This is a genomic window from Rhodococcus sp. T2V (assembly GCF_029269925.1).
In the GTDB taxonomy this organism is placed as follows: domain Bacteria; phylum Actinomycetota; class Actinomycetes; order Mycobacteriales; family Mycobacteriaceae; genus Rhodococcus_F; species Rhodococcus_F koreensis.
This window is the reverse complement of the sequence record NZ_JARJBD010000001.1, coordinates 426442-452050: the sequence shown is the minus strand read 5'-3', so window position 1 is coordinate 452050 and position 25609 is coordinate 426442. Positions and strand designations below refer to the sequence as shown.

25 protein-coding genes and 1 pseudogene are annotated in these 25609 nt (G+C 65.3%); 17 read left to right on the top strand and 9 right to left on the bottom strand.

Features of this window, described 5'->3' with window-relative positions:
• The first annotated feature begins 15 nt into the window (after window positions 1-15).
• Window positions 16-552 (top strand): flavin reductase family protein, encoded by a 537-nt coding sequence (locus P3H15_RS01985; RefSeq protein WP_276135714.1) that lies wholly within the window; start codon window positions 16-18, stop codon window positions 550-552.
• Between the two features lie 33 nt (window positions 553-585).
• Here P3H15_RS01985 and P3H15_RS01980 read toward each other — a convergent pair whose 3' ends face one another.
• Window positions 586-1479 carry an IclR family transcriptional regulator gene (locus tag P3H15_RS01980; RefSeq protein ID WP_276135713.1) on the bottom strand — a complete coding sequence of 298 codons (894 nt, stop codon included), beginning with the start codon at window positions 1477-1479 and terminating at the stop codon, window positions 586-588.
• A gap of 201 nt (window positions 1480-1680) precedes the next feature.
• On the opposite strand from P3H15_RS01980, the gene P3H15_RS01975 reads away from it, so the two are divergent.
• Both P3H15_RS01975 and P3H15_RS01970 read left to right on the top strand, forming a co-directional pair.
• Window positions 1681-2577, top strand: coding sequence for a TIGR03619 family F420-dependent LLM class oxidoreductase (locus P3H15_RS01975; RefSeq protein WP_276135712.1), 897 nt, complete (start codon window positions 1681-1683; stop codon window positions 2575-2577).
• Window positions 2574-3056, top strand: coding sequence for a nuclear transport factor 2 family protein (locus P3H15_RS01970; RefSeq protein WP_276135711.1), 483 nt, complete (start codon window positions 2574-2576; stop codon window positions 3054-3056). The genes P3H15_RS01975 and P3H15_RS01970 overlap by 4 nt, the downstream gene beginning before the upstream one ends.
• A gap of 71 nt (window positions 3057-3127) precedes the next feature.
• Here the strand turns inward: P3H15_RS01970 and P3H15_RS01965 are convergent, their stop codons facing one another.
• On the bottom strand, window positions 3128-4591 hold the full coding sequence (locus P3H15_RS01965; protein ID WP_276135710.1) for an MFS transporter: 1464 nt from the start codon (window positions 4589-4591) through the stop codon (window positions 3128-3130).
• A gap of 248 nt (window positions 4592-4839) precedes the next feature.
• Between P3H15_RS01965 and P3H15_RS01960 the strand changes: the two genes are divergently transcribed.
• From P3H15_RS01960 to P3H15_RS55460, 5 genes and pseudogenes are all read left to right on the top strand, one after another.
• Window positions 4840-5775: a 3-oxoacyl-ACP reductase gene (locus P3H15_RS01960; protein ID WP_276135709.1), complete on the top strand. Its 936-nt coding sequence runs from the start codon at window positions 4840-4842 to the stop codon at window positions 5773-5775.
• Window positions 5776-5800: 25 nt separating this feature from the next.
• Window positions 5801-6544 (top strand): SDR family NAD(P)-dependent oxidoreductase, encoded by a 744-nt coding sequence (locus P3H15_RS01955; RefSeq protein WP_276135708.1) that lies wholly within the window; start codon window positions 5801-5803, stop codon window positions 6542-6544.
• Between the two features lie 23 nt (window positions 6545-6567).
• Window positions 6568-7401, top strand: a complete 834-nt coding sequence (locus P3H15_RS01950) for a mycofactocin-coupled SDR family oxidoreductase (protein ID WP_276135707.1) — start codon at window positions 6568-6570, stop codon at window positions 7399-7401.
• A gap of 91 nt (window positions 7402-7492) precedes the next feature.
• On the top strand, window positions 7493-8032 hold the full coding sequence (locus tag P3H15_RS01945; protein WP_276135706.1) for a MarR family winged helix-turn-helix transcriptional regulator: 540 nt from the start codon (window positions 7493-7495) through the stop codon (window positions 8030-8032).
• A gap of 13 nt (window positions 8033-8045) precedes the next feature.
• Window positions 8046-9026, top strand: a pseudogene (locus tag P3H15_RS55460) (helix-turn-helix domain-containing protein).
• Here the strand turns inward: P3H15_RS55460 and P3H15_RS01930 are convergent.
• Window positions 8998-9600 (bottom strand): metallophosphoesterase, encoded by a 603-nt coding sequence (locus tag P3H15_RS01930; protein WP_276135703.1) that lies wholly within the window; start codon window positions 9598-9600, stop codon window positions 8998-9000. The pseudogene P3H15_RS55460 and the gene P3H15_RS01930 overlap by 29 nt on opposite strands.
• Complete coding sequence (locus P3H15_RS01925) at window positions 9597-10031, bottom strand: hypothetical protein (RefSeq protein WP_276135702.1); 435 nt, start codon at window positions 10029-10031, stop codon at window positions 9597-9599. The genes P3H15_RS01930 and P3H15_RS01925 overlap by 4 nt, the downstream gene beginning before the upstream one ends.
• A 172-nt stretch (window positions 10032-10203) precedes the next feature.
• On the opposite strand from P3H15_RS01925, the gene P3H15_RS01920 reads away from it, so the two are divergent.
• From P3H15_RS01920 to P3H15_RS01910, 3 genes are all read left to right on the top strand, one after another.
• Window positions 10204-10647 (top strand): hypothetical protein, encoded by a 444-nt coding sequence (locus P3H15_RS01920; protein ID WP_276135701.1) that lies wholly within the window; start codon window positions 10204-10206, stop codon window positions 10645-10647.
• 154 nt (window positions 10648-10801) lie between these two features.
• Window positions 10802-11173: a hypothetical protein gene (locus P3H15_RS01915; protein WP_276135700.1), complete on the top strand. Its 372-nt coding sequence runs from the start codon at window positions 10802-10804 to the stop codon at window positions 11171-11173.
• Between the two features lie 17 nt (window positions 11174-11190).
• A complete protein-coding gene (locus P3H15_RS01910) occupies window positions 11191-11967 on the top strand; it encodes a trans-aconitate 2-methyltransferase (RefSeq protein ID WP_276135699.1) in 777 nt (258 codons plus the stop codon).
• Window positions 11968-12028: 61 nt separating this feature from the next.
• Here the strand turns inward: P3H15_RS01910 and P3H15_RS01905 are convergent, their stop codons facing one another.
• Window positions 12029-12718 (bottom strand): TetR/AcrR family transcriptional regulator, encoded by a 690-nt coding sequence (locus P3H15_RS01905; protein ID WP_276135698.1) that lies wholly within the window; start codon window positions 12716-12718, stop codon window positions 12029-12031.
• A 164-nt stretch (window positions 12719-12882) separates the two neighbouring features.
• On the opposite strand from P3H15_RS01905, the gene P3H15_RS01900 reads away from it, so the two are divergent.
• The gene (locus P3H15_RS01900) at window positions 12883-14544 is read left to right on the top strand and encodes a class I adenylate-forming enzyme family protein (RefSeq protein WP_276135697.1); all 1662 of its coding nucleotides are present in this window, start codon (window positions 12883-12885) and stop codon (window positions 14542-14544) included.
• 130 nt (window positions 14545-14674) lie between these two features.
• Here P3H15_RS01900 and P3H15_RS01895 read toward each other — a convergent pair whose 3' ends face one another.
• The 3 genes from P3H15_RS01895 to P3H15_RS01885 are packed head-to-tail and all read right to left on the bottom strand — an operon-like array spanning window position 14675 to window position 17048.
• On the bottom strand, window positions 14675-15424 hold the full coding sequence (locus P3H15_RS01895) for an SDR family NAD(P)-dependent oxidoreductase (protein ID WP_276135696.1): 750 nt from the start codon (window positions 15422-15424) through the stop codon (window positions 14675-14677).
• Between the two features lie 51 nt (window positions 15425-15475).
• Entirely contained in the window at window positions 15476-16591 is a 1116-nt protein-coding gene (locus tag P3H15_RS01890) for an LLM class flavin-dependent oxidoreductase (protein WP_276135695.1), read from the bottom strand.
• Between the two features lie 55 nt (window positions 16592-16646).
• Window positions 16647-17048 (bottom strand): nuclear transport factor 2 family protein, encoded by a 402-nt coding sequence (locus P3H15_RS01885; protein ID WP_276135694.1) that lies wholly within the window; start codon window positions 17046-17048, stop codon window positions 16647-16649.
• A gap of 267 nt (window positions 17049-17315) precedes the next feature.
• Here P3H15_RS01885 and P3H15_RS01880 point away from each other — a divergent pair, with 267 nt between their 5' ends.
• From P3H15_RS01880 to P3H15_RS01865, 4 genes are all read left to right on the top strand, one after another.
• Window positions 17316-19940, top strand: a complete 2625-nt coding sequence (locus P3H15_RS01880; protein ID WP_276135693.1) for a LuxR C-terminal-related transcriptional regulator — start codon at window positions 17316-17318, stop codon at window positions 19938-19940.
• A gap of 189 nt (window positions 19941-20129) precedes the next feature.
• Window positions 20130-21065, top strand: coding sequence for an alcohol dehydrogenase catalytic domain-containing protein (locus P3H15_RS01875; RefSeq protein WP_276135692.1), 936 nt, complete (start codon window positions 20130-20132; stop codon window positions 21063-21065).
• A 112-nt stretch (window positions 21066-21177) separates the two neighbouring features.
• Complete coding sequence (locus P3H15_RS01870) at window positions 21178-22635, top strand: 3,4-dihydroxy-2-butanone-4-phosphate synthase (RefSeq protein WP_276135691.1); 1458 nt, start codon at window positions 21178-21180, stop codon at window positions 22633-22635.
• Window positions 22636-22766: 131 nt separating this feature from the next.
• On the top strand, window positions 22767-23930 hold the full coding sequence (locus P3H15_RS01865) for an LLM class flavin-dependent oxidoreductase (protein WP_276135690.1): 1164 nt from the start codon (window positions 22767-22769) through the stop codon (window positions 23928-23930).
• A 199-nt stretch (window positions 23931-24129) separates the two neighbouring features.
• On the opposite strand, the gene P3H15_RS01860 is transcribed toward P3H15_RS01865, so the two are convergent.
• A complete protein-coding gene (locus P3H15_RS01860; protein WP_276135689.1) occupies window positions 24130-24816 on the bottom strand; it encodes a carboxymuconolactone decarboxylase family protein in 687 nt (228 codons plus the stop codon).
• Window positions 24817-24912: 96 nt separating this feature from the next.
• On the opposite strand from P3H15_RS01860, the gene P3H15_RS01855 reads away from it, so the two are divergent.
• Entirely contained in the window at window positions 24913-25605 is a 693-nt protein-coding gene (locus P3H15_RS01855; RefSeq protein ID WP_276135688.1) for a TetR/AcrR family transcriptional regulator, read from the top strand.
• Window positions 25606-25609: the final 4 nt, after the last annotated feature.

The window sequence follows — 25609 nt, the reverse complement described above, 5'->3', positions numbered from 1 at the left end:
ATCGGAGGCGGTCTGATGGCAACCGACCCGGCCGGCAGCAAGCCCGCGGCACACCCGGACGCACCGTCACCGGACGAGATGCGCCGTGCCCTCGGGCAATTCGCCAGCGGCGTGACGGTGGTAACGGGGCTCGACGCGGAGGGTCCGGTGGGTTTCACGTGCCAGTCGTTCGCGTCGGTGTCGCTGGAGCCGCCGCTGATCCTGTTCTGCGCCGATCACCGCGGCCGGGCGTGGCCGCGCATCCGGCGGTCGGGACGCTTCACGATCAACGTGCTGCACGAAGATCAGACGGACCTCTGCGCCCGGTTCGGTTCGAGCCGGGGTGCCAAGTTCGACGGGCTCGTCTGGGAGCCGTCGCGGTGGTCGACGCCGTCGCTGCCGGGGGTCCTCGTGCGCGTGCACGCCGACGTGCAGTCGGTGCACACCGCCGGCGATCACGACGTCGTGATCGGACGCGTCCGGGAACTCGAATCGGTCTGCGAGGAGCGGCCGATGGTGTTCTTCCGGGGCGGTTTCGGTCTCGATGCCGCCCCGCTGCCCGTGCGCGCGTAACGAGTCCGGGGACTCGTCAACCACGCACGGGCGCTACAGCCACTGACCCGACTGCACCGCGAGGAGCTGGTCGAGGGTCTCGGTCGACCACGAGCTGTCCGGGATCTCCGGAGCCCGGCGGCCGCGACGGGGCGTTCCCAGTTCGGGGTGCAGCGTCCGCGTGACTTCCCTGGCGGCGTCGACGACGAGCGGGGCGACGCGCTCGAGTTGGACGGTGCGCGCGTCTCCGCACAGCGAGATGCCGGCCACCGGTCCGTCGGCGCTACGGACCGCGACACCGACGCACCCGATCCCGCGCACCGCCTCCCCGCGCTCGAAAGCGAGACCGCGGCGTTGCCGGATCCGGTTGAGCTCCTGGTGCAGCGTGGACAGTTCGGTGATCGTGCGGTCCGTGCTGCGGCCGAGCCGCGGCCCGTACATGCCGTCGACCTGTTCCGGGTCGACCCACGCGAGCATCGCCTTGCCGCCCGCCGTCGTGTAGGCAGGGACACGCCCACCCACCCGCGACGGCAGGGTGGCGGCCATCCGCCCGCCCACCTTGTCCAGGTACACGCTCTCCGCGCCGTCCAGCACGGCCAGGTGCACGACCATTCCGGTCTGCATGTGCAGTTCGTGCAGCAGCGGGGCCGCCGCGGCCCGGACCTGGCTGTGCCCGTTGTCGCCGCCGCCGAGTCCCATCGCCCGCCGCCCGAGGCAGTAGCCGAAGCTGGCGTGGTCGACCCAGTCGAGACGGACGAGCTGGTCGAGGATGCGGTGCACGGTGGACCGCGGCAGCCGGGTGCGGCACGCCACCTCTTCGAGCGTCAGGCGCGACGTCCGGCCGTCGAACGCGTCGAGGATGAGCGTCATCCGTTCCACCATCGACGGGGGCAGGCCCTTCTTCGCAGCGGGTACCGACAGTGCATCATCCGAATCGACGACAGTCATCGACGCCTCCAAATATCCTGGTCACACGCATACGTCCGACAAAAACTGAAATGAATTCTTAAAATGTACCAGCCGCGCCCGCCGCGGGGAAGGAATCGGACAACCGCCGCGCCCGGTCACCGGGAATCCCCGCGCGGCCCCCGGGCACCTCCACTACAACGGTGACGACAGACCGAACCCCGACAGCGGAGTAACCAACTGATGCACATAGGAATCGCGCCGCCCATCGTCATCGCGCACCCCGCGGTCCGCGCGGACTGGGAACTCGGCGCCGGCATCGCGGAGTTGACCGCGATCGCCCGCACGGCCGACCGCCTCGGCTACCACCACCTCACCTGCAGCGAGCACGTCGCCGTCCCCACCGACGTCGCAGTGGAACGCGGCGGCACCTACTGGGACCCGCTCGCGACCCTCGGGTTCCTCGCCGCACAGACCGCCGGCATCCGCCTGGCCACGCAGGTTCTGGTGCTCGGCTATCACCATCCCCTCGAGATCGCCAAGCGCTACGGCACGCTCGACGTCGTCAGCGGCGGCCGGCTCGTGCTGGGGCTGGGCGTGGGCAGCCTGCGCGAGGAATTCGACCTGCTCGGCGCCCACTTCGACGACCGCGGCGCCCGCGCCGACGACGCGCTTGCGGCGCTCCGGGCGTCGCTGTCGCAACAGAAGCCCGAGTACCACGGCCCGTTCTACGACTTCGACGGCGTCGTCGTCGAACCGCACGCCGTCCAGCCGCGAGTCCCGCTGTGGATCGGGGGACGCACACTGCGGTCCCTGCGCCGCGCGACGACGCTCGGCGACGGCTGGGTGCCGTTCGGTCTGTCGCTCGACGAGTTGTGCGCGCTGCTCGCCCGGGTCGACCTTCCCGAGAAGTTCGAGGTGGTCCTCAGCGCAGGCGCACCGCTCGATCCGATCGGCTCCCGGGGCGCCGTGGCCCGCTCCCTCGAACGACGTCGCGAGGCCGGCACCACCGTCGTCAGCGCCACCCTCGCGTCCACGAGCGCAGCCCACTACTGCGAGCAACTGGAGGCCCTCCGGCAGCTGGGCGACACCCTCGGCCTCTCCTTCCGCACCACGACCGAAGACAGGATCCGCCCATGACCGGCACCGACGAACTCGTCCGCGCACTCGCCGAACGCGTCGCCGCGCTCGAAGACAAGCTCGCCATCCTGGAACTGATGACCGCCTACGGTCCCGCCATCGACAGCGGGTCGGCCGACGCCGTCGCGCGTCTGTGGACCGAGGACGGCGTGTACGACGTCGACACCGGGGTGATGCGCGGGCATGCGGCCATCACGGCGATGGTGCAGTCGCAGGCACATCAGGGCTGGATCGGCGGCGGCTGCGCGCACATGCTCGAGCCCGGGCACGTCCGCGTCGACGGCGACACCGCGGTGGCCACGTGCAAGTCGCAGTTGATCATTCACGACGACGCCGGATTCCGCGTCCACCGGATCACCGCCAACCGGTGGGAGCTCGCCAAGATCGACGGCGAGTGGAAGGTGACCCGCCGCGTCAATCGGCTTCTCGACGGTCGCGAGGAGGCCCGCACCCTGCTGGCCGCGGGGGTGCGCGACTGAGCACGGCTTCGGCTGCACCGAAACGAGGCCCGCAGGTGCTGCGGGCCTCGTCCTCGTGCGGCGGGCGACGGTCAGGCGACCCTCTCCGACGTGGGTGCGGCCGCGTCGGCCGGACGCTCGATCTTGTTGCGGGTCAGGAGGAGTCCCATCACCGCGGCCAGCAGCCCGGCGACGGCGAGCGTGGAGAAGGCGTAGACGAACCCCTTCTCCGAGTACTGCGCGGCGCGGCCCACCAGCACGACACCGGGGATCGCGACGATCGCGATCATCACCTGACTGCCGATCGCGCTGCCCAGCGAACCGGACAGGTTCAGCATCCCGCCTGCGATCCCCTGCGTCTGCGCGGGCACGGTGCGCATGATGAGGTTCGGCAACGTCGCCGACGCGGAACCGAGACCCAGGCCGATCACCACCTGTCCGAACATCATCTGGACCGTCGAGTCGTGCAGGGTGGCGAGCAGGAACGACCCGAGCGCGAGGGATACGCCGCCGAACACCAGAACCGGCGCCGGGCCGATGCGCCGGGTGAAGTAGCCGCCCACCGGGCCCGCGATCATCGACACGACACCCGTCGGAACGGTGTAGATCGCGACGGCGAGGGCGGTGACGCCGAATCCGTAGCCGAGACCGAGGTCGGGATCGGTCATCACGAACATCGGGATGAGCATCGAATGGCTCACCAGGACGAACTGCACGAAACCGCTGGCGGCCAGCGTCTTCGCGACGGGTCCGTGCCGGAGCATCTGCAGATCGATGAGCGGTTCCTTCGGCGTGCGTTCGTAGACCAGCCAACCGGCGAGAACGGCGAGACCGCCACCCACGAAGAGAAGCGTCTGAGGCGCCGTGTACCCCCACGTGGCGGCCTTGCCGATGCCGAACAGCAGCACGAAGGCGCCGAGTCCGAGGATCACCGCACCGAGCACATCGAGTTTCGACCGGGTGCGCAACGTGGTCTCGGGCACGAAGATCGCGACCGCGATGCCGACGACCACCACGTGGGCAAGTTGCGCCCAGAACACGCCGGTGTAGCCGAAGTGGTCGATGAGATAGCCGCCGATGATCGGGCCGAGGATGGTGCTGGCGCCCATGCCGGTGGCGACGAATCCCACGGCCACCGGAATGATCGTCGGGGGCAGGATGTCGCGGATCAGTCCGTACGCGAGCACGAGGATCGCCATGCCCGCACCCTGCAGACCGCGGCCCACGAGGAAGAGTTCGAAGTTGGGGGCAAGCGCACCGAGAAGTGAACCGGCGCCGAATACCGCGGCAGACACGAGCATCATCCGCTTCTTGCCGTAGATGTCGCCGAGTTTGCCGACGAGCGGGGTCGAGGCGGCGAGCACGAGCGTGACGATCGTGATCACCCAGCCGACGTTCGCGGTGCCGAAGTGTTTCGCGATCTCCGGCAGCGCCGGGGTGACGAAGTTGTAGGCGAGCGGGATGACCTCGACCAGAAGGATGATCAGGGCCAGGAGGGCGAACGACTTCCCGCGTGAGAGCGGTGCGCGCTCCGCCTCGCCTGGGGACAGGGGCATGTTATGCATAGGTGGCTCCGGGGGATTCGTGAGGATCAGCACGCCCAACCTGGCATGACGCACAGTGACGCCGACCACAGTTCCCACTCACCGAGACCTACCCGCAGCTGGCGCCCGGTGACGCGAAGCGGCACGAATAGTAGAAAACATTCCTGCACGATATTGCGACCATCTAGTGACTGATCAGTAGTTCATGCGATACAACTAGAATGAAATCTAATTTTCTCTTCGCGGAATCAGGAGTTCCCATGACGGAATCACTCAGCCTCACCGGACGCACCGCCGTCGTCACCGGCGCCGGCGCAGGCCTCGGCCGGGCCGAAGCCCTCGCACTCGCGGCCGCCGGAGCCGCGGTCGTCGTCAACGACATGGGCGACGGCGCACACGAGGTCGCCTCGCAGATCACCGCGGCCGGCGGCCGGGCCGTCGCCGTCACCGGTGACGTCTCCGACTGGGCGCTCGGCGCGCGCCTCGTCGACGAGGCCGTCCGCGCGTTCGGATCGATGGACATCCTCGTCAACAACGCCGGAATCCTGCGCGACAAGATGATTTTCAACCTCTCCGAATCCGACTGGGACGACGTCGTCCGCGTCCACCTGAAGGGGCACGCCGCCACATCCCGCGCCGCGGCCGTGCACTGGCGCGAGGCGAGCAAGGCCGCCGGCGGCCCGGTGTACGGGCGGGTCGTCAACACGTCGTCGGAGGCGTTCCTGTTCGGGTCCGCGGGACAGCCCAACTACTCGGCCGCGAAGGCCGGGATCACCGCGCTCACACTGTCGACGGCGCAGGGCCTGTCCCGCTACGGGGTTCGGGCCAACGCGATCTGCCCGCGCGCCAGGACGGCCATGACCGCCGACGCGTTCGGCGAGAACCCGGGCGACACGGGCCTCGACCCCCTGTCCCCCGAACGGGTCGCCACCCTCGTCCACTACCTGGCCTCCCCCGCCGCCGACGCGATCACCGGGCAGGTGTTCGTCGTCTACGGCAAGATGGTCGCGCTCATGGAGGCGCCGAAGGTCGAGAACCGCTTCGACGCAGCGGGTTCCGCGTTCTCACCCGAGGAGCTCGACGGCCTCCTCACACCGTACTTCGCCGGTCGCGGACCGTACGAGAACTACGCGGCGTTCAGCGTCGCCGAACTGGAGAAGGTCGCGCTGGCGACCGGTGACCTCGCCGGTGCCTGAGCCGCGATCACAGAAGGAGCACACGTTGAGGCTGCACCGAAAGACGGCGATCGTGACCGGCGGCGCCGGCGGCATCGGACGGGCCGTCACGACGGTGTTCGTCCGCGAGGGCGCGAACGTCCTGTTCGTCGACATCGACGAACAACGCGGCCGGGAACTCGAGCAGGAACTCGGACCGGCCTCCCGCTTCCTGAACGCCGACATTTCCCGGAGCGAGTCCGCCGAGCAGATCCGGGACGCCGCGGTCGCAGCGTTCGGATCGGTGGACGTGCTGGTCAACAACGCCCACGCGTCGCGTCAGGCGTTGCTGATCGACCACACCCAGGAGATGTTCGACCTCTCGTTCCAGACCGGGTTCTATCCGGTGGTGCACCTGATGCAGGCCTGCTACGAGCAGTTGAAGGCGGCGAACGGTTCGGTGATCAACTTCGCGTCGGGGTCCGGTCTCGACGGGATGCCCACCCAAACGTCGTACGCCGCCGCGAAGGAAGCGATTCGCGGGGTGAGCCGGGTGGCCGCCAACGAATGGGCGGCCGATCAGATCCGGGTCAACGTGATCTGCCCGTTCGCCGCGACCGAGGGCGTCCTCGCCTGGCAGAAACAATTCCCCGACCGCGCCGCCGCGTCGGTGGCGAAGGTTCCACTCCAGCGGATCGGTGACCCCGAGGCCGACATCGCGCCCGTGGCCGTGTTCCTCGCGTCCGACGATTCGCGGTACATGACCGGACAGACACTGATGGCGGACGGCGGCAGCATCAAGCTGCGCTGATCCGCCCGGACAGGAGAACGACGATGAACGAATTCGAAGGCCGGGTCGCCCTGATCACCGGCGGCGCCCGCGGCCAGGGACGCAGCCACGCGGTCGCACTGGCGGAACGCGGGGCCGACATCGTGCTGTGCGACCGCTGCGAGGACAACCCGGCGGTGAACTACCCCCTGGCCACCGCCGCCGACCTCGACGAGACCGCCGAACTGGTGCGCGCCACCGGTCGCCGGTGCCTCACCGCCAAGGCGGACACCGCCGACCGGGCAGCGATGGACGCACTCGTCGCGGAGGCGGAGTCCGACTTCGGTCGGATCGATATCGCCGTCGCGAACGCGGGCGTCTCCGTGGCCGCCCCGGTGCAGTCGCTCACGCAGGAACAGTGGTCGGAGGCGATCAGTTCCAACCTCACCGGCGTCTTCAACACGGTGGGGGCGGTGGCACCCGGCATGATCCGGCGGGGATACGGCCGGATCGTCACCATCTCGTCGATGCTGGGCCGCGCAGGCAGCACCAACATGGCGGCGTACGCGGCGTCGAAGTGGGGCGTCATCGGGCTCACCAAGAGCGCCGCGCTCGATCTCGCCCCGCACGGCATCACCGTGAATGCGATTGCACCGGGCAACATCTCGACTCCGATGATCCACAACGACGCCCTCTACCGGATGATGCGTCCCGACCTGGAGGCACCCGCCGCGGAGGATGTGGCACCGGTGTTCGCCGGCCTGCACGCCCAGCCCGTGGCGTGGCTGGACGCCGCCGAGATCACCCGCGTCGTGCTGTTCCTCGGCGCCGAGGGCAGCGCGCACATCAGCGGCATCGTCCTGCCCGTCGACGCGGGTACTGCCGCCCGCGGCCTGTGAGTACTTATCAACCGCCGGACGTTGATAAGTACTCACGGGGCGCTTTTGGTCAAGGCTTTGATTAAGCAGTACCGGCCGCTAACCTGGGTTCATGCCCGAGGAGACGACCGACCAGAGCGATTTGGATTTCCTGTCCTTCATGGACTTCGCGGTGGGCAAGACCGTGGACGAGTTGCCCGAGGTCGATCCGGTGTCCATGCGGCTGGTGCTCGCGCTGCACCGGGTGACGAGCGCCCTCGTCTACGACCTCGAGGCGACGGTCCACCGACCGAGCGGGTGGAGCTGGCCCGGGTTCCGGGTGCTGTTCGTGTTGTGGCTCGCCGGACCGTGCGAGGCCAAGCGAGTGGCGTCGCTGTCCGGGATGAGCAGGTCTGCGGTGTCGGCCCTGGTGAACACGCTCGAGCGCGACGGGCTCGTGACCCGGCGACCGTCGGCAGGCGACCGCCGGGCCGTCGATCTCGAGCTGACGGACGCCGGGCGCGAGGCCATCGTCAGCACGTACTCGGCGCACAACAAGCGTGAGCAGACGTGGACCGAGACGCTGACACCGTCGGAGCGGGTCGTCCTGATCGGGTTGCTGGAGAAGATGGCGTCGGGCACCGCCGCCCGCGAAGCCGTCAAACGCAGCTAGCCGTGTCGAGCAGGTGGAGGCCGTGAGCAGTCCCGGGGAGCAGCGTCTCGTGTCGTTCGACGAGTTCCGCGAGTCGGTGAGCGACGCGTTCGTCCCCCTCGAGATGACGTCCGCGGACCACGACGACTTCAGCGGCGTGGTGCGCGGCGCGACGGTCGGGGCGGTCCGGATCAGCGAGGTCACGGCCGCCCCGCACGTCATTCGGCGCACGCCGCGGACGATCCGCGCCGCCAACCCGGACTACTTCAAACTCGGACTGCAGGTGGGCGGCTGCTGCGTGCTCTCCCAGGACGGCCGTGAAGCTGCGCTCACGCCGGGCGACTTCGCGATCTACGACACGACCCGCCCGTACCAGCTATCGTTCGACGACCGGTTCCGGATGGTGGTCGTGATGTTCCCCCGGCATCTCCTCCGCGTTCCGCCCGACGGCATCGCGCAGCTCACCGCGCGCCGGGTGTCGGGCAGGCAGGGGCTCGGCGCCGTCGTCACGCCGCTGGTGCGCGGGCTCGGCGAGTAGATCGCCGACGCCTCCCCCACCGTCGCGTTGCATCTCGGCGACGCCGTCCTCGACCTGGTCGCGGCTGCGTTCGCGGAGCAACTCCACCTCGCCGACAGGCCGACCCCGTTGTCGCGCGGCGACGAACTGCAGGCCCGGGTCACCGCGTTCATCGACGAGCGGCTCGCCGACCGCGAGTTGGATGTGCGGTCGATCGCGGCCGCCCACCACATCTCGGTGCGGCACCTGCAGAAGAAGTTCGAAGCCGAGGGCGACACGGCGAGCGGATGGATTCGGCGAAGGCGACTCGAGCAGTGCCGTCGGGATCTCGCCGACCCCCGGTACCGCGACCTGACCGTCTCGGCCATCGGTGCCCGCTGGGGTTTCACCGACGCCGCTCACTTCTCCCGGCTGTTCAAGGCCACTCACGGATCGACGCCCGGCACCTATCGCACCGCGGCCACCCCGCTCACGGAGACGGAGCGCCGGATTCGATGATCTCCGCGACCTCGTCGACGTGGACGGGTCGGCGCCAACTGTCCCAGCCGACGTGGATCTGCCGCGGATGAACGGCGGCGTCCAACACCGCGGATTGGTGAGTGTGCCCGTGCAGCAACCAGTCTCCCCCGTCCTGCAGGCGGTACTTCACGCCCCGGTCCTCCTCTGTGTGGTCGCCGGTGTACGGGAAATGGGACAGCAGCACCGTCCGGCCCGCGACCTTCCGTCTTGCGAACAGCTGCACCGACGCGAACGTGTCCAGGAAGACCCGCTGCCGGATGTGACTGTTGCGGTTCGCCATCGGATGGCACGAGTCGTGATTGCCGGGGATCAGATGCAGCTCGACGTTCCGTTTCCGCGAGAATTCGTGCAGTGCGCGGAGCGCCCAGTCCTCGGCCGCCTTCCCGCCGACGGTGACGTCGCCGAGTATCCACAGTTGATCCCCGCTCCCGACGGCGGCGCCCAGACCGTCGAGGATGGATTCGTCGTGCGCGTCGATCTCCGCGTCGAAACCCCGGATCTCCACCAGCCGCGCGTGACGAAGGTGCAGGTCGGAGGTGAACCAGACGCTCATGCCAGGAACCGCGACCGCAACTCCGCGAAGAACGCTGCCGACAGGCGTGTGAAGTCGTCGGCGCTCAATCTGATCCGGTGGCCGATCTCGAGCTTCAGGACGGACTGGTCGGGGACATACTTCAGGACGCTGATGCCGCGCAGGACGCCGCCGTTGTTCATCAACGAGTCGGCAATGATCTCGACCTCGTTGAGCGGGTTCGCGTCCTTGCCCGTCACCGCCCGGACCCGGTGGACGAAGTAGCGGTCCAGCGCGAGAACCATGTTGCCGAAGAACAGGGGCTCGAAATCCTCCAGGGCGGCGAAGACCTTCTTGCCTGTGACTTCGCCCGCGATCGCTCCCGTCAGCGACGTGTACACGGCGAGTTGCTCCGCGACGGACGCCTCGGCGTGATCGATCTCTTCCTGCGTGTAGTTCTTCCGTCCGAGCACTTCGCCGTCTCCTTCGATGCACCGGGTGCCGGATCGACACGCTGAGAACCCCCAGACCAGCAGTGTTCCACCTTTCGCATCCCAGCGGATCCGGGTTGGAGGTGCGATACTCCCGGGTGGCTCCTGGCTCGTACTCAAAACCGGCAACCGAGAAGTCCGGAAGGATGCACCGATGAAGGTCACGATCGCACGAACCGCAGGAATCGCCGCCGCAGTCACCGGCGTGGGTCTACTCGCCGCGCCCCCCGCGTCCGCGGCGCCGGAAGACCTCGCCGTGGATATCGCCGTGGAAGGGAACGCGGTGGTCATGGATGTCGAATACGCCATCCCCGGGGCGGTGGTGTGCCTGATGAACGTCCTCCCCGTCGACGGGACCGCGCCCGCCGCCATTGTGGGACCCACCGTCGTGATGGGCGGAGACGACGGTGAACTCCGAGCCACCGTCGACCCCGGCGAGTACACGGTCCAGTGGTCCTGCTCGAGCATTCCGTCTTTCGAGCAGTGGGGAACCGCCCCGCCGCTGACCAACGGCACCGAGGACCCCACCACCGTCACCGTCACCGACACGTCCGGGCCGGGCGGCGGAGGCTCGTCGGGCAGCCCGTTCGGCAGCTGACGGCCCCCGCGTACGTGAGCGGCAAAGCGTGTTCGAGCACTCTTTTGCACTCACGTATGCGGGATCGGAGAACTTCCTGAACCGACGCGTAACGAAACCGGTGCGAGTGGGGATTGACAGTACGGAATCCCGCAACGGACAGGAACCCTCCGCCATGGCTACCGTCACGCACATCGATATCGCTCGCGCCCGCCGCTCCCGTCGGGTTCTCTTCATCGGAAACCCCACCCGATACAAAGAGGTGTCGCACTGGGCGATGGTCAAGCAGTGGATGATCGTCCACGGACTGGAGCCCGTCCGGAAGCTGGACGGCCCCGCGCTCTGCGCGATCGTCACCGAGGACGTCCTCGACGGAATCGGCTCCCCTCAGGACGCGCAGGCGATCCAGAACGCCCGTGAACAGGGCATACCGTGTATCAGCGTGCACGACAGCACTCAGATCTGGCAGGCCACGGCCCGCGTCCGGGCGTCCATCGCGCGATCCGGGGGCGGCGCGCACTCGAGCCCGCACCACCAGGGAGCCTGAGAAAACCGGAGGCCGTCGTGGTCGATTGGGATGGCGAAGGCTACGCCGACGTCGGCGCACTGCAGCGCGCCGTCGCGGAGCAGTCCATCGCAGAGCTCGCCCTCGCCGGCACCGAACGTGTGCTGGACGTGGGATGCGGCGACGGATTCGTCACGCTCCGGATCGCCGAACTGCTCCCCGGCGGTTCGGTGGTGGGGGTGGACGCCTCCCCGCGGATGATCGCGAAGGCCCAGTCCAGGGTGGTGCCGGACGGCGCCCGCGCCGAGTTCCGCAGCGCGGACGCGCGCGATCTTCCGTTCGACGGCGAATTCGACGTCGCGGTGTCGTTCAACGCGCTGCACTGGGTTCCCGACCTGCAGGTGGCGTTGGCCGCGATCGCCCGCAGCGTCGTGGACGGTGGCCGTGTGATCGTCCAGATGGTCTGCGCAAGCCCGCGAACCAGCATCGAAGACGTGATGATGACCGTCGCTGCGCGGCCGCGGTGGGCGGAGTTCTTCACCGACTTCACGCCGCCGTTCATCCACGTCGAACCGGAGAAATTCCGCGGACTCGCGAAGGCGGCAGGACTCGACACCACCGACCTCGTCGTCCGGGACGTCGAATGGGATTTCGGTTCCCGGGAAGAATTCGTGCGGTGGTGCACCGTCGGATCCACCGACTGGACCGCGCACCTCGACGACGCCGCCGTCCCCGAGTTCATGGACGACGTCGCACGCGAGTACGAGCAGATCTCCGGACGCCCGGGGTTGTTCCTGTTCACCCAGATGCGGGCGGAATTCGCTCGGACGTCCTGACAGCAGCGCGTCGGCGGTGGCAGGACCGTCGCCGACTGCTGCCCTCCAGAGATGCCCGAATTCACTGCCGTCCGGGCGACCGATTGGCAGCGCCGTCGAAGAAGATCGCACAGAAGGCGTCGATCGTCTGGCGAGCGTCGCTCTTGCGCATTCCCGGTTTCAGCCACCTGTGCGTCCAGTTGATCATTCCGAACAGGGCCTTTGCCATGAGAGGAACGGGAATGTCGGCGCGGAACGCCCCCTCGTCGACGCCCTGCTGAAGAACGTCGGTCACCAGCGTCTCGAACCGTTTGGTCTTGCGTGCCATGTCCCGGGCCCATGCGGTGCCGTCGAGACTGAGCTTCGCCATGTCTTCCTGGATGTACAGGTAGACGTACGGGTAGTTGTTTTCGTACGACATCAACTGTTGCTCGACCAATCCCCGGAGCTTGTCCGGCACCGATCGGTCGGAAGCGACGATGTCGGCACCGACTGCAATGTTCTCGTCGAGTACACCGACGAGAATGTCATGGAACAAGGCCTGGAAGAGTTCCTTCTTACTTGCGAAGTAGTAGTAGATCGAGGCCCTGTCGGTGCCGAACCGCTCAGCGACGTCGTTGAGCGTTGCAGCCTCGTAGCCCTTCTCCTTGAACACGGCTGCCGCAGCCGACATCAGCTCGGCACGCTTGGCCTGATAGCCGGGGCTGCCGTCGTTCTGAGCACTCCGCCTGCGCTTGCTCATGCCGCTGCCGGATGTCGAAGTCGTCACCATCCTCGGAATCATACAGTTGGGAATCGCATCCCCTAGTCAACGTTGACGTAAATCAACTTGAACGTTGACAGTGTGACGGCGGTCGCATATGTTCTGTGCACATACCAGCATGAACCCATTTCTGTGCCGCCATATCACCCGAACCACGGATAATTGAGGGCAAGATGTCGAACAACGCGCAATGGTGCGAAGTCACGCCGGTCGCGGATCTACTGGGTCGTGGCGCCGACGACCATCCCGATCGCGATCTGATCGTGTTCCCGGACAGCCGCCACACCTATTCGCAAGTGCACGAGGGCGCGATGCGCGTAGCGCGGGGCCTGATAGGCCTCGGCGTCGAGGCGGGCGACCACGTCGGCCTCCTGGCTCACAACAGCATCGAGTTCCTCGAAGGATTCTTCGGCGCCGCTCTTGCCGGCTGCGTCGTCGTTCCTCTCAATGCCCGCCACAAATCTTCGGAACTCGGCTACATCATCGAGAACGCAGACTTGACGGCCATTCTGACCGTCACGGGCGACAACGATTACATCGACTTCGCCGAGCTCGTCTACGCAGCCGTCCCGTCTCTGAAGGCAGCGACGGCAAGTGCACGCCTGTCCCTGCCCGAGGCCCCCCGTCTACGGTCCGCGATTCTGCTCCGCGGCGAAGACCGAGAGGGGTTCGTCCCGCGCATCGCGTTCTCCGCCGCAGCCGATCGAACAGGAATCGAGGAGGTGGAGCGCCGTCGCCTCCAGGTCCGCGTTCGCGACACCGCTGCCATCCTGTACACCTCAGGCACCACCGCGAACCCCAAGGGTTGCATGCTGTCACATGAGGCACTCACCAGAGGACCGGTGCATCGCGCGCGCAATCGCCTGGTGACCGATACACCACACATCAGCTGGGGTGGTGGCCCCCTGTTTCACATCGCCGCCCTCGCACCACTTCTCGGAGCGATGGGGGCAGGTGGAACCTACCTCACGGACACGTATTTCGAACCCGGGCGCGCGATCGATCTGATGGTCCGCGAACGCCCCACGACGATATGGCCATGGTTCCCCGGCCCCATGCAGATGTTGACGAGCCATCCGACATTCGATGCAGCCGCCCTCGACTCCGTTCGATACCTCTTCCTGATCGGCCCACGGGTCCTCATTACGGAGGCACAGAACCTCTTCCCTCAGGCCGAACTCGTCGCCGCCTGCGGCATGACCGAGACGTCGGGAATCTACGCCCTCAGCGACGAGTCCGAGACATTCGAGGACCGCTCGAGCGCGCAGGGAAAACCCGCACCGGGCATCGAAGTACGAATCATCGATCCGTTCACCCACGAAGAACAACCGATCGGCGTACCGGGCGAAATTCTCGTTCGCGGCTACTGCGTCACAGACGGCTACTACAAGGACCCACAGAAGACCGCCGAGACGATCGACGACGATCGATGGCTTCACACCGGCGATCTGTACAGCCGTACCGAATCAGGTTGCCTGGTGTTCCACGGGCGCCTGAAAGACATGCTCAAGGTCGGAGGCGAGAACGTAGCGGCCATCGAAATCGAATCGTTCCTGTGCGAACATCCCGCCGTACTCAATTCCGCCGTGATCGGCCGGCCCGACGCGCGTCTGGACGAGGTGCCTGTTGCCTTCGTGGAGATCCGCGAAGGCCATTCCCTCTCCTCCGACGAGTTACTTGCCTTCTGCCAGGGCAAGATCGGACGTTACAAGATCCCCAGGGAGGTGTACTTCATCGAGCCGGGCGCATGGCCGATGTCGGCCACCAAGATCAACAAACGAGGGTTGCACCAGATCCTTCTGGAGAAGGCAGACAGCATGTCTCCCGCTTCCTGATCACCGGCAGTGGGGGCCGATCAATGTCGCGGTCGGCCCCTTTGCGCACCCCGGACAGTCGGAGAGTGGAAATACACATCGACAGAAGTGGGGCGCACCTGTCGATGCGCCCCACTCGAGAACGGAACCCCTACTGGGCGAGCATGCCCGCGTCCACCAGATGCTCCGCTCCGGTGATGTACGACGATTCATCCGACGCGAGGAACAAGACCAGTTTGGATACCTCGACGGGATCGGCAATCCTTCCCAGCGGGATCTGTGCCAACGCGTCGCCGCCCTCTTCGTTGGTCGCCTCTACCATCATCGGGGTCTGAATGAACCCCGGGTGCACCGAGTTGACACGAATGTTTCTGCGGCCGTACTCGACTGCGGTCGCCTTCGTCATACCGCGCACCGCGAACTTGCTGGCGACATATGCCAGGCTCGGGAAGCCGTAGTTCGCAGCCATGCCGGCGATCGACGAGATGTTGACGATCGAACCGATACCCGCCCTTTCCATGGACGGCAGAATGGCCTTCATCCCGAAGAACACCCCGTCCTGATTGATGCCGCATACCGTTCGGTAGTCCTCCTCGGTCAACTCCGCGGTTGTCGCGAGCGGCCCGAGCACGCCGGCATTGTTCACCAGGACGTTGATGTCACCGAACGCGTCCACGCCTCGGGCGACAGCGTTCGTCCACGAGTCGAGTCGCGTGACATCGTGGTGAACGAATACCGCATTCGAACCCAGGTCCTCGGCAAGCCGTTCGCCGGCGGCGTCGGAGACGTCGGCGAGCACCACCTTGGCGCCGTGCTCGACAAAGGTCTTCGCATGCGACTCCCCCATACCGCGGGACGCACCCGTGATGAGGGCAACTTTGCCCTCCAAACGCTTTACCATGTCTTCCTTTCCGTTTCGAGTCAGCACTGATCGTGTGAGGCCGAACTGCGGTCAGACCGTCACCGACGCCGGCAGCGAAATACGCGGGGCGACTTCCTTGGCGATCATCTCGAGCGACTGGAACCACGGTGCCGGGTCATCGAAGTAGTCGTGCGATTCGACCTGGAGCGTTCCCCACCCACCTGTTTCCTCGAACAGGCGGTTGATCTTGTCCACCACGGTATCCGGCGAACCCACACAGAAGACGTTGTCGACCACCCATTCGAGATCGACGTCGGCCCTGTCTGCGCCGGCGTCCTTGATGAAACCGTCCATCATGCCGAATCGCCACCAGATGGGAATGAGGTAGCGCTCGAAGCAGTATCCGATGGGTCCTTCCATGACGAGACGCTTGGCCTCCTTGTCGGTGTCGGCCACGAACACAGTTTGAGAGACGTGGTATCGAGATCGATCGGCGGCGTGCCCGTTCGCCATCGCCGCCTCGGAGTAGGTCTCCCAGTGCGTCTTCAGTGCCTCGAGGCCGGAGAAGATCGAAACCGGCCGGAACCCGCGCTCACCCGCGAACCTCATCGAGGGTGAGTTGGCACTGAATCCGGTGACTGCAATCTCCGGCGCTCCGCCCCACGGGCTGAAGTCGGCAAGCATGTGCTGATCATCGCCGTCGTCAGCGTGGAGTTCTTCCGGGTAACCGGCGTTCCAGAAACGTCCCTCGTGGAAGAACGGCTCACGCTTCCAGATCTTCTCCATGATCTCGAGAGATTCACGGACCATTTCGTTCGTGAACTTCGTGTCCTCGCCGTTCTTGATCCCATGGATATACGACGACTGAGGGTACGCGCCTGCCCCGATACCGAGGAAGTACCGGCCTTCCAGGATCTGCGACAGCCAACCGACCATGATCGCAAGCTTGGCCGGATGCTGATGGGGAAGCAGGTGAGCCATCGGAGCGAACTTGATCCGCTCGGTCCTGGTGGCCGCTGCGGCGATGATCAACTCGGGATTGGGAATGTTCTCCCAGCGCTGAGAAGCATGCTCGGACAGCATGATCGAGTCGAAGCCGATCTCGTCCGCGGTGATCGCCTGCTGAACGCACCAGTCGAAGGTCTGGCGCGCGGTACGCTCCGGGCGCATGTAGGGATGGACGATGAGTCCGGTTTCCATTGCCATGATGATCTGCCTTTCTCACTACGGTTGATGTGGATGCTGCGCGACGAACTCGGCGTCAGGCGTAGAAGATGTCGTATGCATGCTTCGTATCCATGTACTCCTTGACGGAGAAGATCGTTCCGTCGCGGAACTCGAACAAGAAGTGGTACTGGTTCCGATAGACCTTGCCGTTCTTCAACTTCGCGTACGAGGTGGCCTCCACGGCGACCTTGTCACCCTGCGCAATCGCGGCTGTCGGTATCACCTCGAGCGCACCGTTCTCGTACACGGATGTCACCCCGCCGAGCAATGCGCCGAGCCCTTCCCTGTCGTAGGTGCCCGACATGCCGTCGATACCTCCCGAGACCCAATAGGTCGCCTCGGGATGAAGTGTCGCCAGGATCTGCGCCACGTCACCCGTGGAGAAGATCTTGGCGAAGTTGTTGGCCAAATCGATGTTCTCTTCCGGCGTACTCATTACTGCTCCGTCTGTGCGGTGATCCACTTGACTATGACCTGAGTCACTCTTCATCGTTTGCCCGTGGCAACGGAACCGTGAAATCACCCGGTCACATGCTCGGCGGATCGGCCTTCGATCTCCCCAGTTCAGAGGGCATGTGACTGCGGCCCGTCACCCCAGGACCCCGTCAATACAGTTGATGTCACATCTTGACCACGGAGTCGGTGCGGGGCACTATCAGCCGGTGATGTCAATCACAATCCGAGCGAGATCGAAGCGAGGCCCGTGAACTCGAACGAATGGCAGCAGATCGTCGACCTTCGACGAGCGGGTGTGACGATCTCCGGAATCGCAACTCGGTTGCAGATCTCTCGTAACACCGTGCGCCGTGCTCTGAGTTTCGACGAACCCCCTGGCGATCACCGTCCACGAACCGGATCGTCCGCCGATGCGCTGGTCCCTGCGATCACAGCCCTCCTCGACGAAAATCCCGAGATCACGGTCGCTCAACTCCACAGATCACTCCAGTGGAACGGATCGCGGAACACGCTCGCACAGGTGGTACGCCGAGTCCGGGGCGATCGAGCCACCCGACAGCGCACACGCGATCAGGCCACTCGGACGACTCTCACCTCGGACATTCCACGGTTTTCCACCAGCTTCGTCGGCCGAAACGATGACCTTCGCCAACTCCGGCTGTCACTCGGCGACAACCGACTGGTGACCATCGCGGGGCCCGGCGGCATCGGCAAGACGCGACTCGCCGCCGAAGCCGCGATGGACTTTCGCCGTGCATTCGCCGACGGAGTGCGCTTCATCGAGTTGGCTTCCCTGCGCAACGACACCCTGCTTCCCCAAGCGATCCTGGATGCGTTGGGGTTCGACGATCCGGACATGCCGGAACGTAGCGCACAGGAATCGCTCGTCGAATCCCTTCGTCACAAACACTTGTTGATCGTTCTCGACAACTGTGAACACCTGATCGATGCGTGTGCACAATCGATCGCGGCGATCTTGCGAAACACCACGCATGTGAAGATTCTGATCACCAGCCGCGAGATCCTCGCCATTCCCGACGAACGCGTGCATGTTCTCGACCCCCTGTCCATGACCGACGAACACGACCCGGAGCGGGCCGGCGCCGCCATGGAGCTGTTCGAGAATCGAGCGGGTGCCGCAATCGCGGGATTCTCCATCACCGATGCCAGTCGAGACGCGGTCCGGCACGTCTGCACCCAACTCGACGGCATGCCCTTGGCGATCGAACTCGCGTGCGCGCGGTTGAATGCGCTGTCCGTGAGCGACCTCGCAGCACGGCTCGACGATCGACTGTCCTTGCTGACCGTGGGCAACCGTGGTGGCCCCGACAGGCACCGAAGCCTGCACGCGACGGTCGAGTGGAGCTACGACCTGTGCACCGCGCAGGAACAGGTTCTCTGGGCGCGGTTGTCCGTGTTCGCGGAGGGTTTCGACCTTGCGATGGCCGAACGAGTCTGCGCGGGAGGCCCTGTCGACACCGATGCGGTGCTGGATCTCCTCGCCGGTTTGGTGAGCAGATCCGTCCTTCGACGCGACGTCGAGAACGAACGGGTCCGGTTCCGGATGTTGGAGACGATCCGGCACTTCGGTGCCGGGAAACTGTCCGCGGACGAGGCACTGCGCCTGCGGGGCGTTCATCTGCGTTGGTGTGCCGACCTGGTGACTTCTGCGCGGAAAGCCTGGACGGGCCACGGCCAGGAACTCGCCGGCGGCCGGCTGCGCGAGAACCGGGCCAATCTTCGGCTGGCACTGCAGACGGCGCTCACCGATCGGGCTGAGGAAACGACCTCGGTCGCATCTGGTTTCGTTGCAACCTGGTTCCTGTGGTCGTCGGCGTTCTCGGTTCGTGAGCACAGAATGTGGGTTACGAGCTTCCTGAACTTGGATACGGTTCCCGAAACCCGCGCAGCTCAACTGTCCGCAACCCTCGGAGTCCTTCAGACGATGCAGGGAGATCGGGGCGAAGCCGGGCGAACCCTCGACGGCGCCGCCCGTCGCGCACGAGCCCTGGGTGACGAGGCAACGTTGGCGTTTGCCCTGCAGACGCAGGGACTCAATACCTATCTCGGTGGTGACTTCGAGGCAGGTGAACGGCACCTGACCGAGGCACTGCGTCTGTACGAACGGATTCCGGGCAGCACCGATCTCATGTGGACCGCGCACATCGAGATGGGAATGCTGCGCAGCTCGAACGGTGAAACCGCGCGGGCAGCCGAGCACTTCGATTTCGTCCGAGCACAGGCTTCGGCCGCAGGTGAGAAATGGATGCTGTCCTACGCCGTGTACGGATTGGGACTCGTTGCGCTGGTGTCCGGCCGCTACCAGCAGGCGACCGAATACGCGACCGCCAGCCTGGGCCTCAAGCGCGCCTTCGACGACACCGTCGGCGCAACCCTCGTCATAGATCTGCTCGCGTGGGCCGAGGCGGCATCCGGCGCCGGTGAACGAGCGGCAGTACTACTCGGAGCAGCGTCGAGCATGTGGGACTCGTTCGGGATGCAACTCTATGGTTCGCGCCATTGGGTTCAGCGCCGAGCGGTGTACGAAACACGAGCACGAACGTCTCTCGGAGACGCCGCATACGAACGTGCTCGGCACCGGGGCGCGACAATGTCGATGTCCCAACTCATCGCCTATGCATTGAACGAGAAACGGCCGGACGACACCGGCGCGACTCCCCACTCCAACCCCGAGTTGTCCCCTCGCGAACGGGACATTGCGCAGTACGTCGCGGAGGGCCTCACCAACCGGGAGATCGCGACGCACATGGTGCTGTCGGTTCGGACCGTCGACGGCCACGTCTCGAATCTCCTTCGCAAACTGGGAGTCACGCGACGCAGGCAGGTCACCGCCGCGTTGATCGAACGCTGAAGCCACGGAGCGTCGAACGCCTGCCGAACCCCTTCCGACGAATTCGAGCTCACCAAAGGTTCCCACCTTCCCTGAATCAACTGTAGTGTTGATCGAGTTGTAGCCCCGGACGACGCTGACGTCAGAGCACTCCGCGAATCCGGTTCGTTCGACACTCCTACCCACACCTTCAGCGAGAGGCTCGAATCGATGCGAGCATGGCAATTCACCGGGGTCGGCGCCCCACTGCGACAGGTCGAAACCGACGAGCCCGTTCCGGGGCCCGACGACATCGTCATCGATACCGGAGCAGTCGGGCTGTGCCACTCCGATATCGGGTTCATGGACGGGACCATCACCGAACTACTGGGCGAAGTTCCGATCGTCCTCGGTCACGAAATCGTCGGAACCGTCTCAGCAGTGGGAGCACGCGTACGCGATTTCGCGGCGGGCGACCGCGTCGGCATTCCTGCGACCACCGACGGCCCCGGGACGGCGATGAACGGCGGCTATGCCGAGAAAGTGAAAGTGCCGGCGCACCTGCCGGTCAGACTTCCCGACGGGCTGTCCTTCGAGGATGCCGCGCCGGCAACGTGTTCGGGTCGAACCGCGTACCGAGCCGTGCACACCGCGGGACGTATCGAGTCAGGTATGAACGTCGGCATCATCGGCTTCGGCGGGCTCGGCTACTTCGGACTTCAGATCGCAAAGGCCGCAGGAGCGACCGTCTTCGTCGCCGAACTCCACGAGGCCAGGTGGCCCCTTGCGTACGACCTCGGCGCCGAGGCGTGCGCGCAGGACATCCGCGACTTCGAATCCGCGGGCCTGGATCTCATCATCGACTTCGCCGGGGCCTCGGGAACCCTCGACTCGGCAATCGGTGCCGTCCGGCAGGGCGGGCGCATCGTGGAGGTCGGACTGGGTGCGGAAACCGGCTCCGTCTCGATCCCGAACATCACGATGAAGGAGGTCACCATCGTCGGCTCGTCCAACGGCACCAAGAACGAGGCAAGCGCGATCCTCCAACTCGTGGCAGAAGGATCGGTACGCCCCCGGGTCGAGCGAATCACGTTCGAGGCGATACCGACCGGTCTGCAGCGACTCGAACGGGGCGGAACCGACGGACGACTCGTCGTCGTGTTCTAGACCCGTACCGGGCCTCCGATCTATATCTACGTTGATGTTGACAAGGTGCGTGAACTTTGCGACGCTCGTCACAGCGCACTTGCCGACGCCGGTACGAATCGAGGTCAACACAATGGATTGTCCGACCACCCGAGTACAACGGGCACTGTCCGATCTGAGTGCAGGTCGGCCCGTCGTACTGACCGGCGCCGCTCCCGACAGCGACGCACACCTCGTCATCGCTGCGGAAAAGGCGACCGTCGAATCCGTTGCGTTTCTCGTTCGATTCGGCTCCGGTCTCGTGTGTGCCGCACTTCCCGGTGCAGACTGCGATCGCCTCCAACTCACCACCATGACCGGTGCCGACAGAGACCACACCGGAACCGACTACACGGTGAGCGTCGACGCCGACCGCCCGGGGACCGGGATCTCCGCATCCGACAGAGCGCATACCCTTCGCTGCCTCGCCGAGCCGACGACCTCAGCCGAGGCGTTCACGCGACCAGGCCATGTTCTCGCCGCGCGCACCGCCCGTGGCGGAGTACTCGATCACCGCCGCCCGGCCGAAGCATCCTTCGATCTCGCGACGATCGCCGGACTGAGCCGCGCGGGCACCTTCACAGCCCTGGTCTCCGAGCAGGATCCCACGACGATAGCGGGTACGGACGAGGCGGAGAGCTTCGCCCACGCCCACCAACTCGGCGTGGTGTCGATCGATGACGTCGTCATCTACCGGCGTATCACGGAACTACACATGGCGACCGAGTTCGCGTTCGTCCGAGGGTCGAAGCACGGCGACGTCAACTGCGTCGGCTATCGAAGTGATGCATCGGGACACGAATACATTGCGTACACGATCGAATCGTCCACGGACGCTGTGCCGTTGATCTCCTTCGTGCAGGACGTGGATCCTGCCCCGCATCTGTCCGCCATCGACCATGTCGGAGAGGCGCTTTCCGCCGTATCGGACAACGGCGGCGGAACAGTGGTCGTCGCACGCCCGCGCGTGAGCGGAATTCCGAACACCGCCCTCGATGCCGATCTGGTCGAGATCGTGCGCGAGTGCGGTTATCGCTCCGGCGCTCTCCACAACTTCCCGGCCGCTGCACGCACCATGATGTGGCATTTCGGACTGAGCATCAGCAGCACCGTGACGGTGCCCCCCACGTCCGAGATTCGAATCCCCACCGATTCGTGCATACGGCAACCCAGCCGGGTAGTGGGTCAAGTCGTACGCGGTGATCAGCGGGGCCGGGAACTCGGCTTCAGAACCGCCAACCTCGAATTGGCGGATTCCAACACGATCGCAGACGGGGTGTGGGCCGGCCACTGCACTCTTCCCGACGGCACGGTTGTCGCAGCAGCGGTCTCCGTCGGTCGGCGACCGACCTTCTACGGCCGATCCGGAATCCGCCTGGTCGAGGCGCACCTGCTCGACTTCAGCGGCGATCTGTACGGTGTCACGCTCACCGTGCAGTTGGACCACTGGATGCGTGGCCAGACCACATTCGCTTCGAAAGAAGAGCTGGTTGCGGCTCTCTCGGCCGATGTCGTTCGTACCCGCTCACTCATTCTGAGGCCCTCCAGCTGACATCGACAAGGCCCGACCGGCCGGTGCTCCCGGCCCGCCTGCCGAATTCTCATGACCACCTTCGGCGTACAACGCCTTCGCATGCAACACCGATCATCGCTGTTCGCGACAACAAGAAAGTTGGACACATTATGGAATGCGGTATCTTCCACACCCCGTACATGCGCCCGGGACGCAAGGACAAGGAGACGTTCGAGTACTCATTGATGCTCGCTGCCGCCGCTGACAAGTTCGGCTACCGCGACTTCATGGTGGGCGAGCACGGGATGCAGGCTTGGGAAAACATCCCCAATCCGGAGCTCTTGATCGTCGCGGCCGCACAGATCACCGAACGTATGCGCTTTGCTCCCATGGCGCACATCGTGCCCCTGCACAACCCCTCCACTCTGGCCATCCAGGTGGGTTACACGTCGCAGCTGCTCGAGGATCGCTACTTCCTCGGAGTCGGCGCCGGCTCGTGGGAGAACGAAGCAGTCCTCCGCGGTCAGCCCGGCGACCTTTCCGAGGCCCACCCTCGCCTCATGGAAGGGCTCGAGGTGATGGACAAGGTCTGGCGCCAGGAGCCTTTCGACTTCGAGGGAAAGTACTACAAGGCTGCGCGCCTGGACAGCGGAATCGATCCCGGAGGCGTGGCCTCCCACGGTGCTTTCGAGGTCAAGGAAGGCGAGGAGTACCACCTCACCGCCGATCATTCACCACACGGCGGAGCCGACGGCCTGGAGATTGCGGTGACGGGTCTGAGCAAGAACTCGCCGTCGCACCGCTTGGCCGGCGAGCGCGGATGGACTCCGATTTCGTTCTACGGTGGTTCGGAGCTGTTGAAGTCCCAGTGGGAGACGTACTCGGAGGCGTGCCGCTCCGTCGGGGCGACGCCACAAGGGTCTCGTTTCAAGATCGCCCGCGATGTGTTCGTGGCGAAGACCGACGAAGAAGCCAAGGAGAAGGCCAAGAACGGCGCTCTGGGCCACGCGTGGCTGAAGTATCTGATGCCGGTCTACCAGAAGTATCGGATCCTGCAGGGATTCATCGATGACGCGGATCAGAAGATCGACATCGCAGACGTCGACCTCGACTATCTCGCTGACAACGTCTGGCTGTGTGGCAGCCCGGAGACCGTGATCGAGAAGATCGAGAAGACGTTCGACCTTGCCGGCTTCCGCTACGGCCAACTCGCGGTCAACACTCACGACGCGCTGGACGATCCGGAGCCGTGGGTGGAGTCGCTGCGGCTGTTCGCCACCGAGGTCGTACCCAACGTCGAGGTGGAGGGTACGCACGACACGGTGGCGGTCTGATCGTCGACTGAGACACAACATGTCGGCCGAGCACTTCGGGGAATCGCCAAGCGGTTCCCCGAAGTGCTCGGTACAGAAGTGGCGGTCGGATCTCGCGTTCCGATCGACCCGTTCTGCAACGCTTCTCGAACAGACAAAGTAAGGCCCGGTACGACATACGTACCGGGCCCCTTTGCGGGGTGCAGGATGAGGAGTGGCCTCAGCGGACGCCGCGGTGAGATGGGGCTGCAGCCGACAGTTCGATGACCTCGCGGATCGCGCCGGACCCCGCGCCGAGATCGAGCGCGTTCTTCAGGTGCAGCGCGAAGCCGGGAAGATATCGGTGGGTGGGCGTGGAATCGACAGCGAGAGAGATTAATTCCTTCGTGACGCCGCGGAGCGCGCGGGTTGTCCACGGAACCGCGCAATAGCCGAAGAACGCCTCGAAGGCCTCGGGTGACATCCTCAACAGCGCGTCGAGGAACCCCGGCAGCTCGGTCTCCATACGCTGCCAGTACGGATCGGTCCCGACGTATCGATCCCAGAGTGCACGTCGAGCCTCGTCCAGAGGCACAATCTCGCCGCCGGCACGTCGCCGAACCGCGTCCGCCAGCTGCCGGGACGACTCGAACAGCGTGTGAACACCTAATCCGGAGACCAGCGTCAGCGCCTCCTGAATCTGTGCGGCGTCTATCCCGAGATCAAGTGCCTCGTCGATGAAGCGCCCGGTACCGTCGACATCCATCGCGGTGACGGCCGCTCGAACGGCGATCTGGATCAGTACCCGGGTCACCTCGTCGAGCGGTGGACCTTCGTGCACGCCACCGAGGAGCCGCTCGGCGAAGTCGCGAAGATCGCCGAGTCCGGTTCCGTCCTCGGGAGCACTGCAGTCTCGGTTGTCGGTCATCGTGCCTCGATCCTCGCTAGGGTGTACTTCGTCAACGTTGACATTGATTCACAGCGACGTTGACGGGGACGTCCATCTCGGCGGTATCATCTCCACGTGCCTACGTCGACAGCAGCAAACAGCGGAATGAGTCGCCGCCGCCGCAGCGCTCAGAAGGACAGCAGCCCCAATTACCAGGCCAAGCGCCAGGAATTGCTTCGGACCGCGGCCGAAGTGTTCAAGGAGAAGGGCTTCGAGGCTGCCACCCTGAACGACATCGCCGAGCGATTCGGCACCGATCGCGCGTCTATCTACTACTACTTCGCCAGCAAGCAGGAGCTGTTCCAGGCCCTGTTCCACGACATTCTGGTGGATGTCCTCGACAACAATATCGCCGTCGCGGAGGAGATTACCGCAAGCGACGAGGACGCGCCCGAAAAGCTTCGCCGACTCGTCGAGCAGCAGATGACGTCGTACGAGGAGAACTACCCGTTCGTCTATCTGTATATCCAGGAAGACATGGCGCAGCTCCAACTCGATTCCACTTCCTGGGGCAAGGAGATGGCGAGAAAGACCAAACGATTCGAATCGATCGTGCTGTCCGTACTCCAGGAAGGTGTCGACAACGGAGCACTCCGCTCCGACGTACCGGTGCCGCTGATGGCCAAGGCGTTGTTCGGGATGGTGAACTGGACGCATCGATGGCTGAAGCCTGGAATGCGGAACGTCGATGCTCGTCAGGCCACCGAAGCATTTTTCACCTTGTTCTTCGAGGGCGCACGCACCCAGGACCGTCCGGCGCGACAGTGACCTC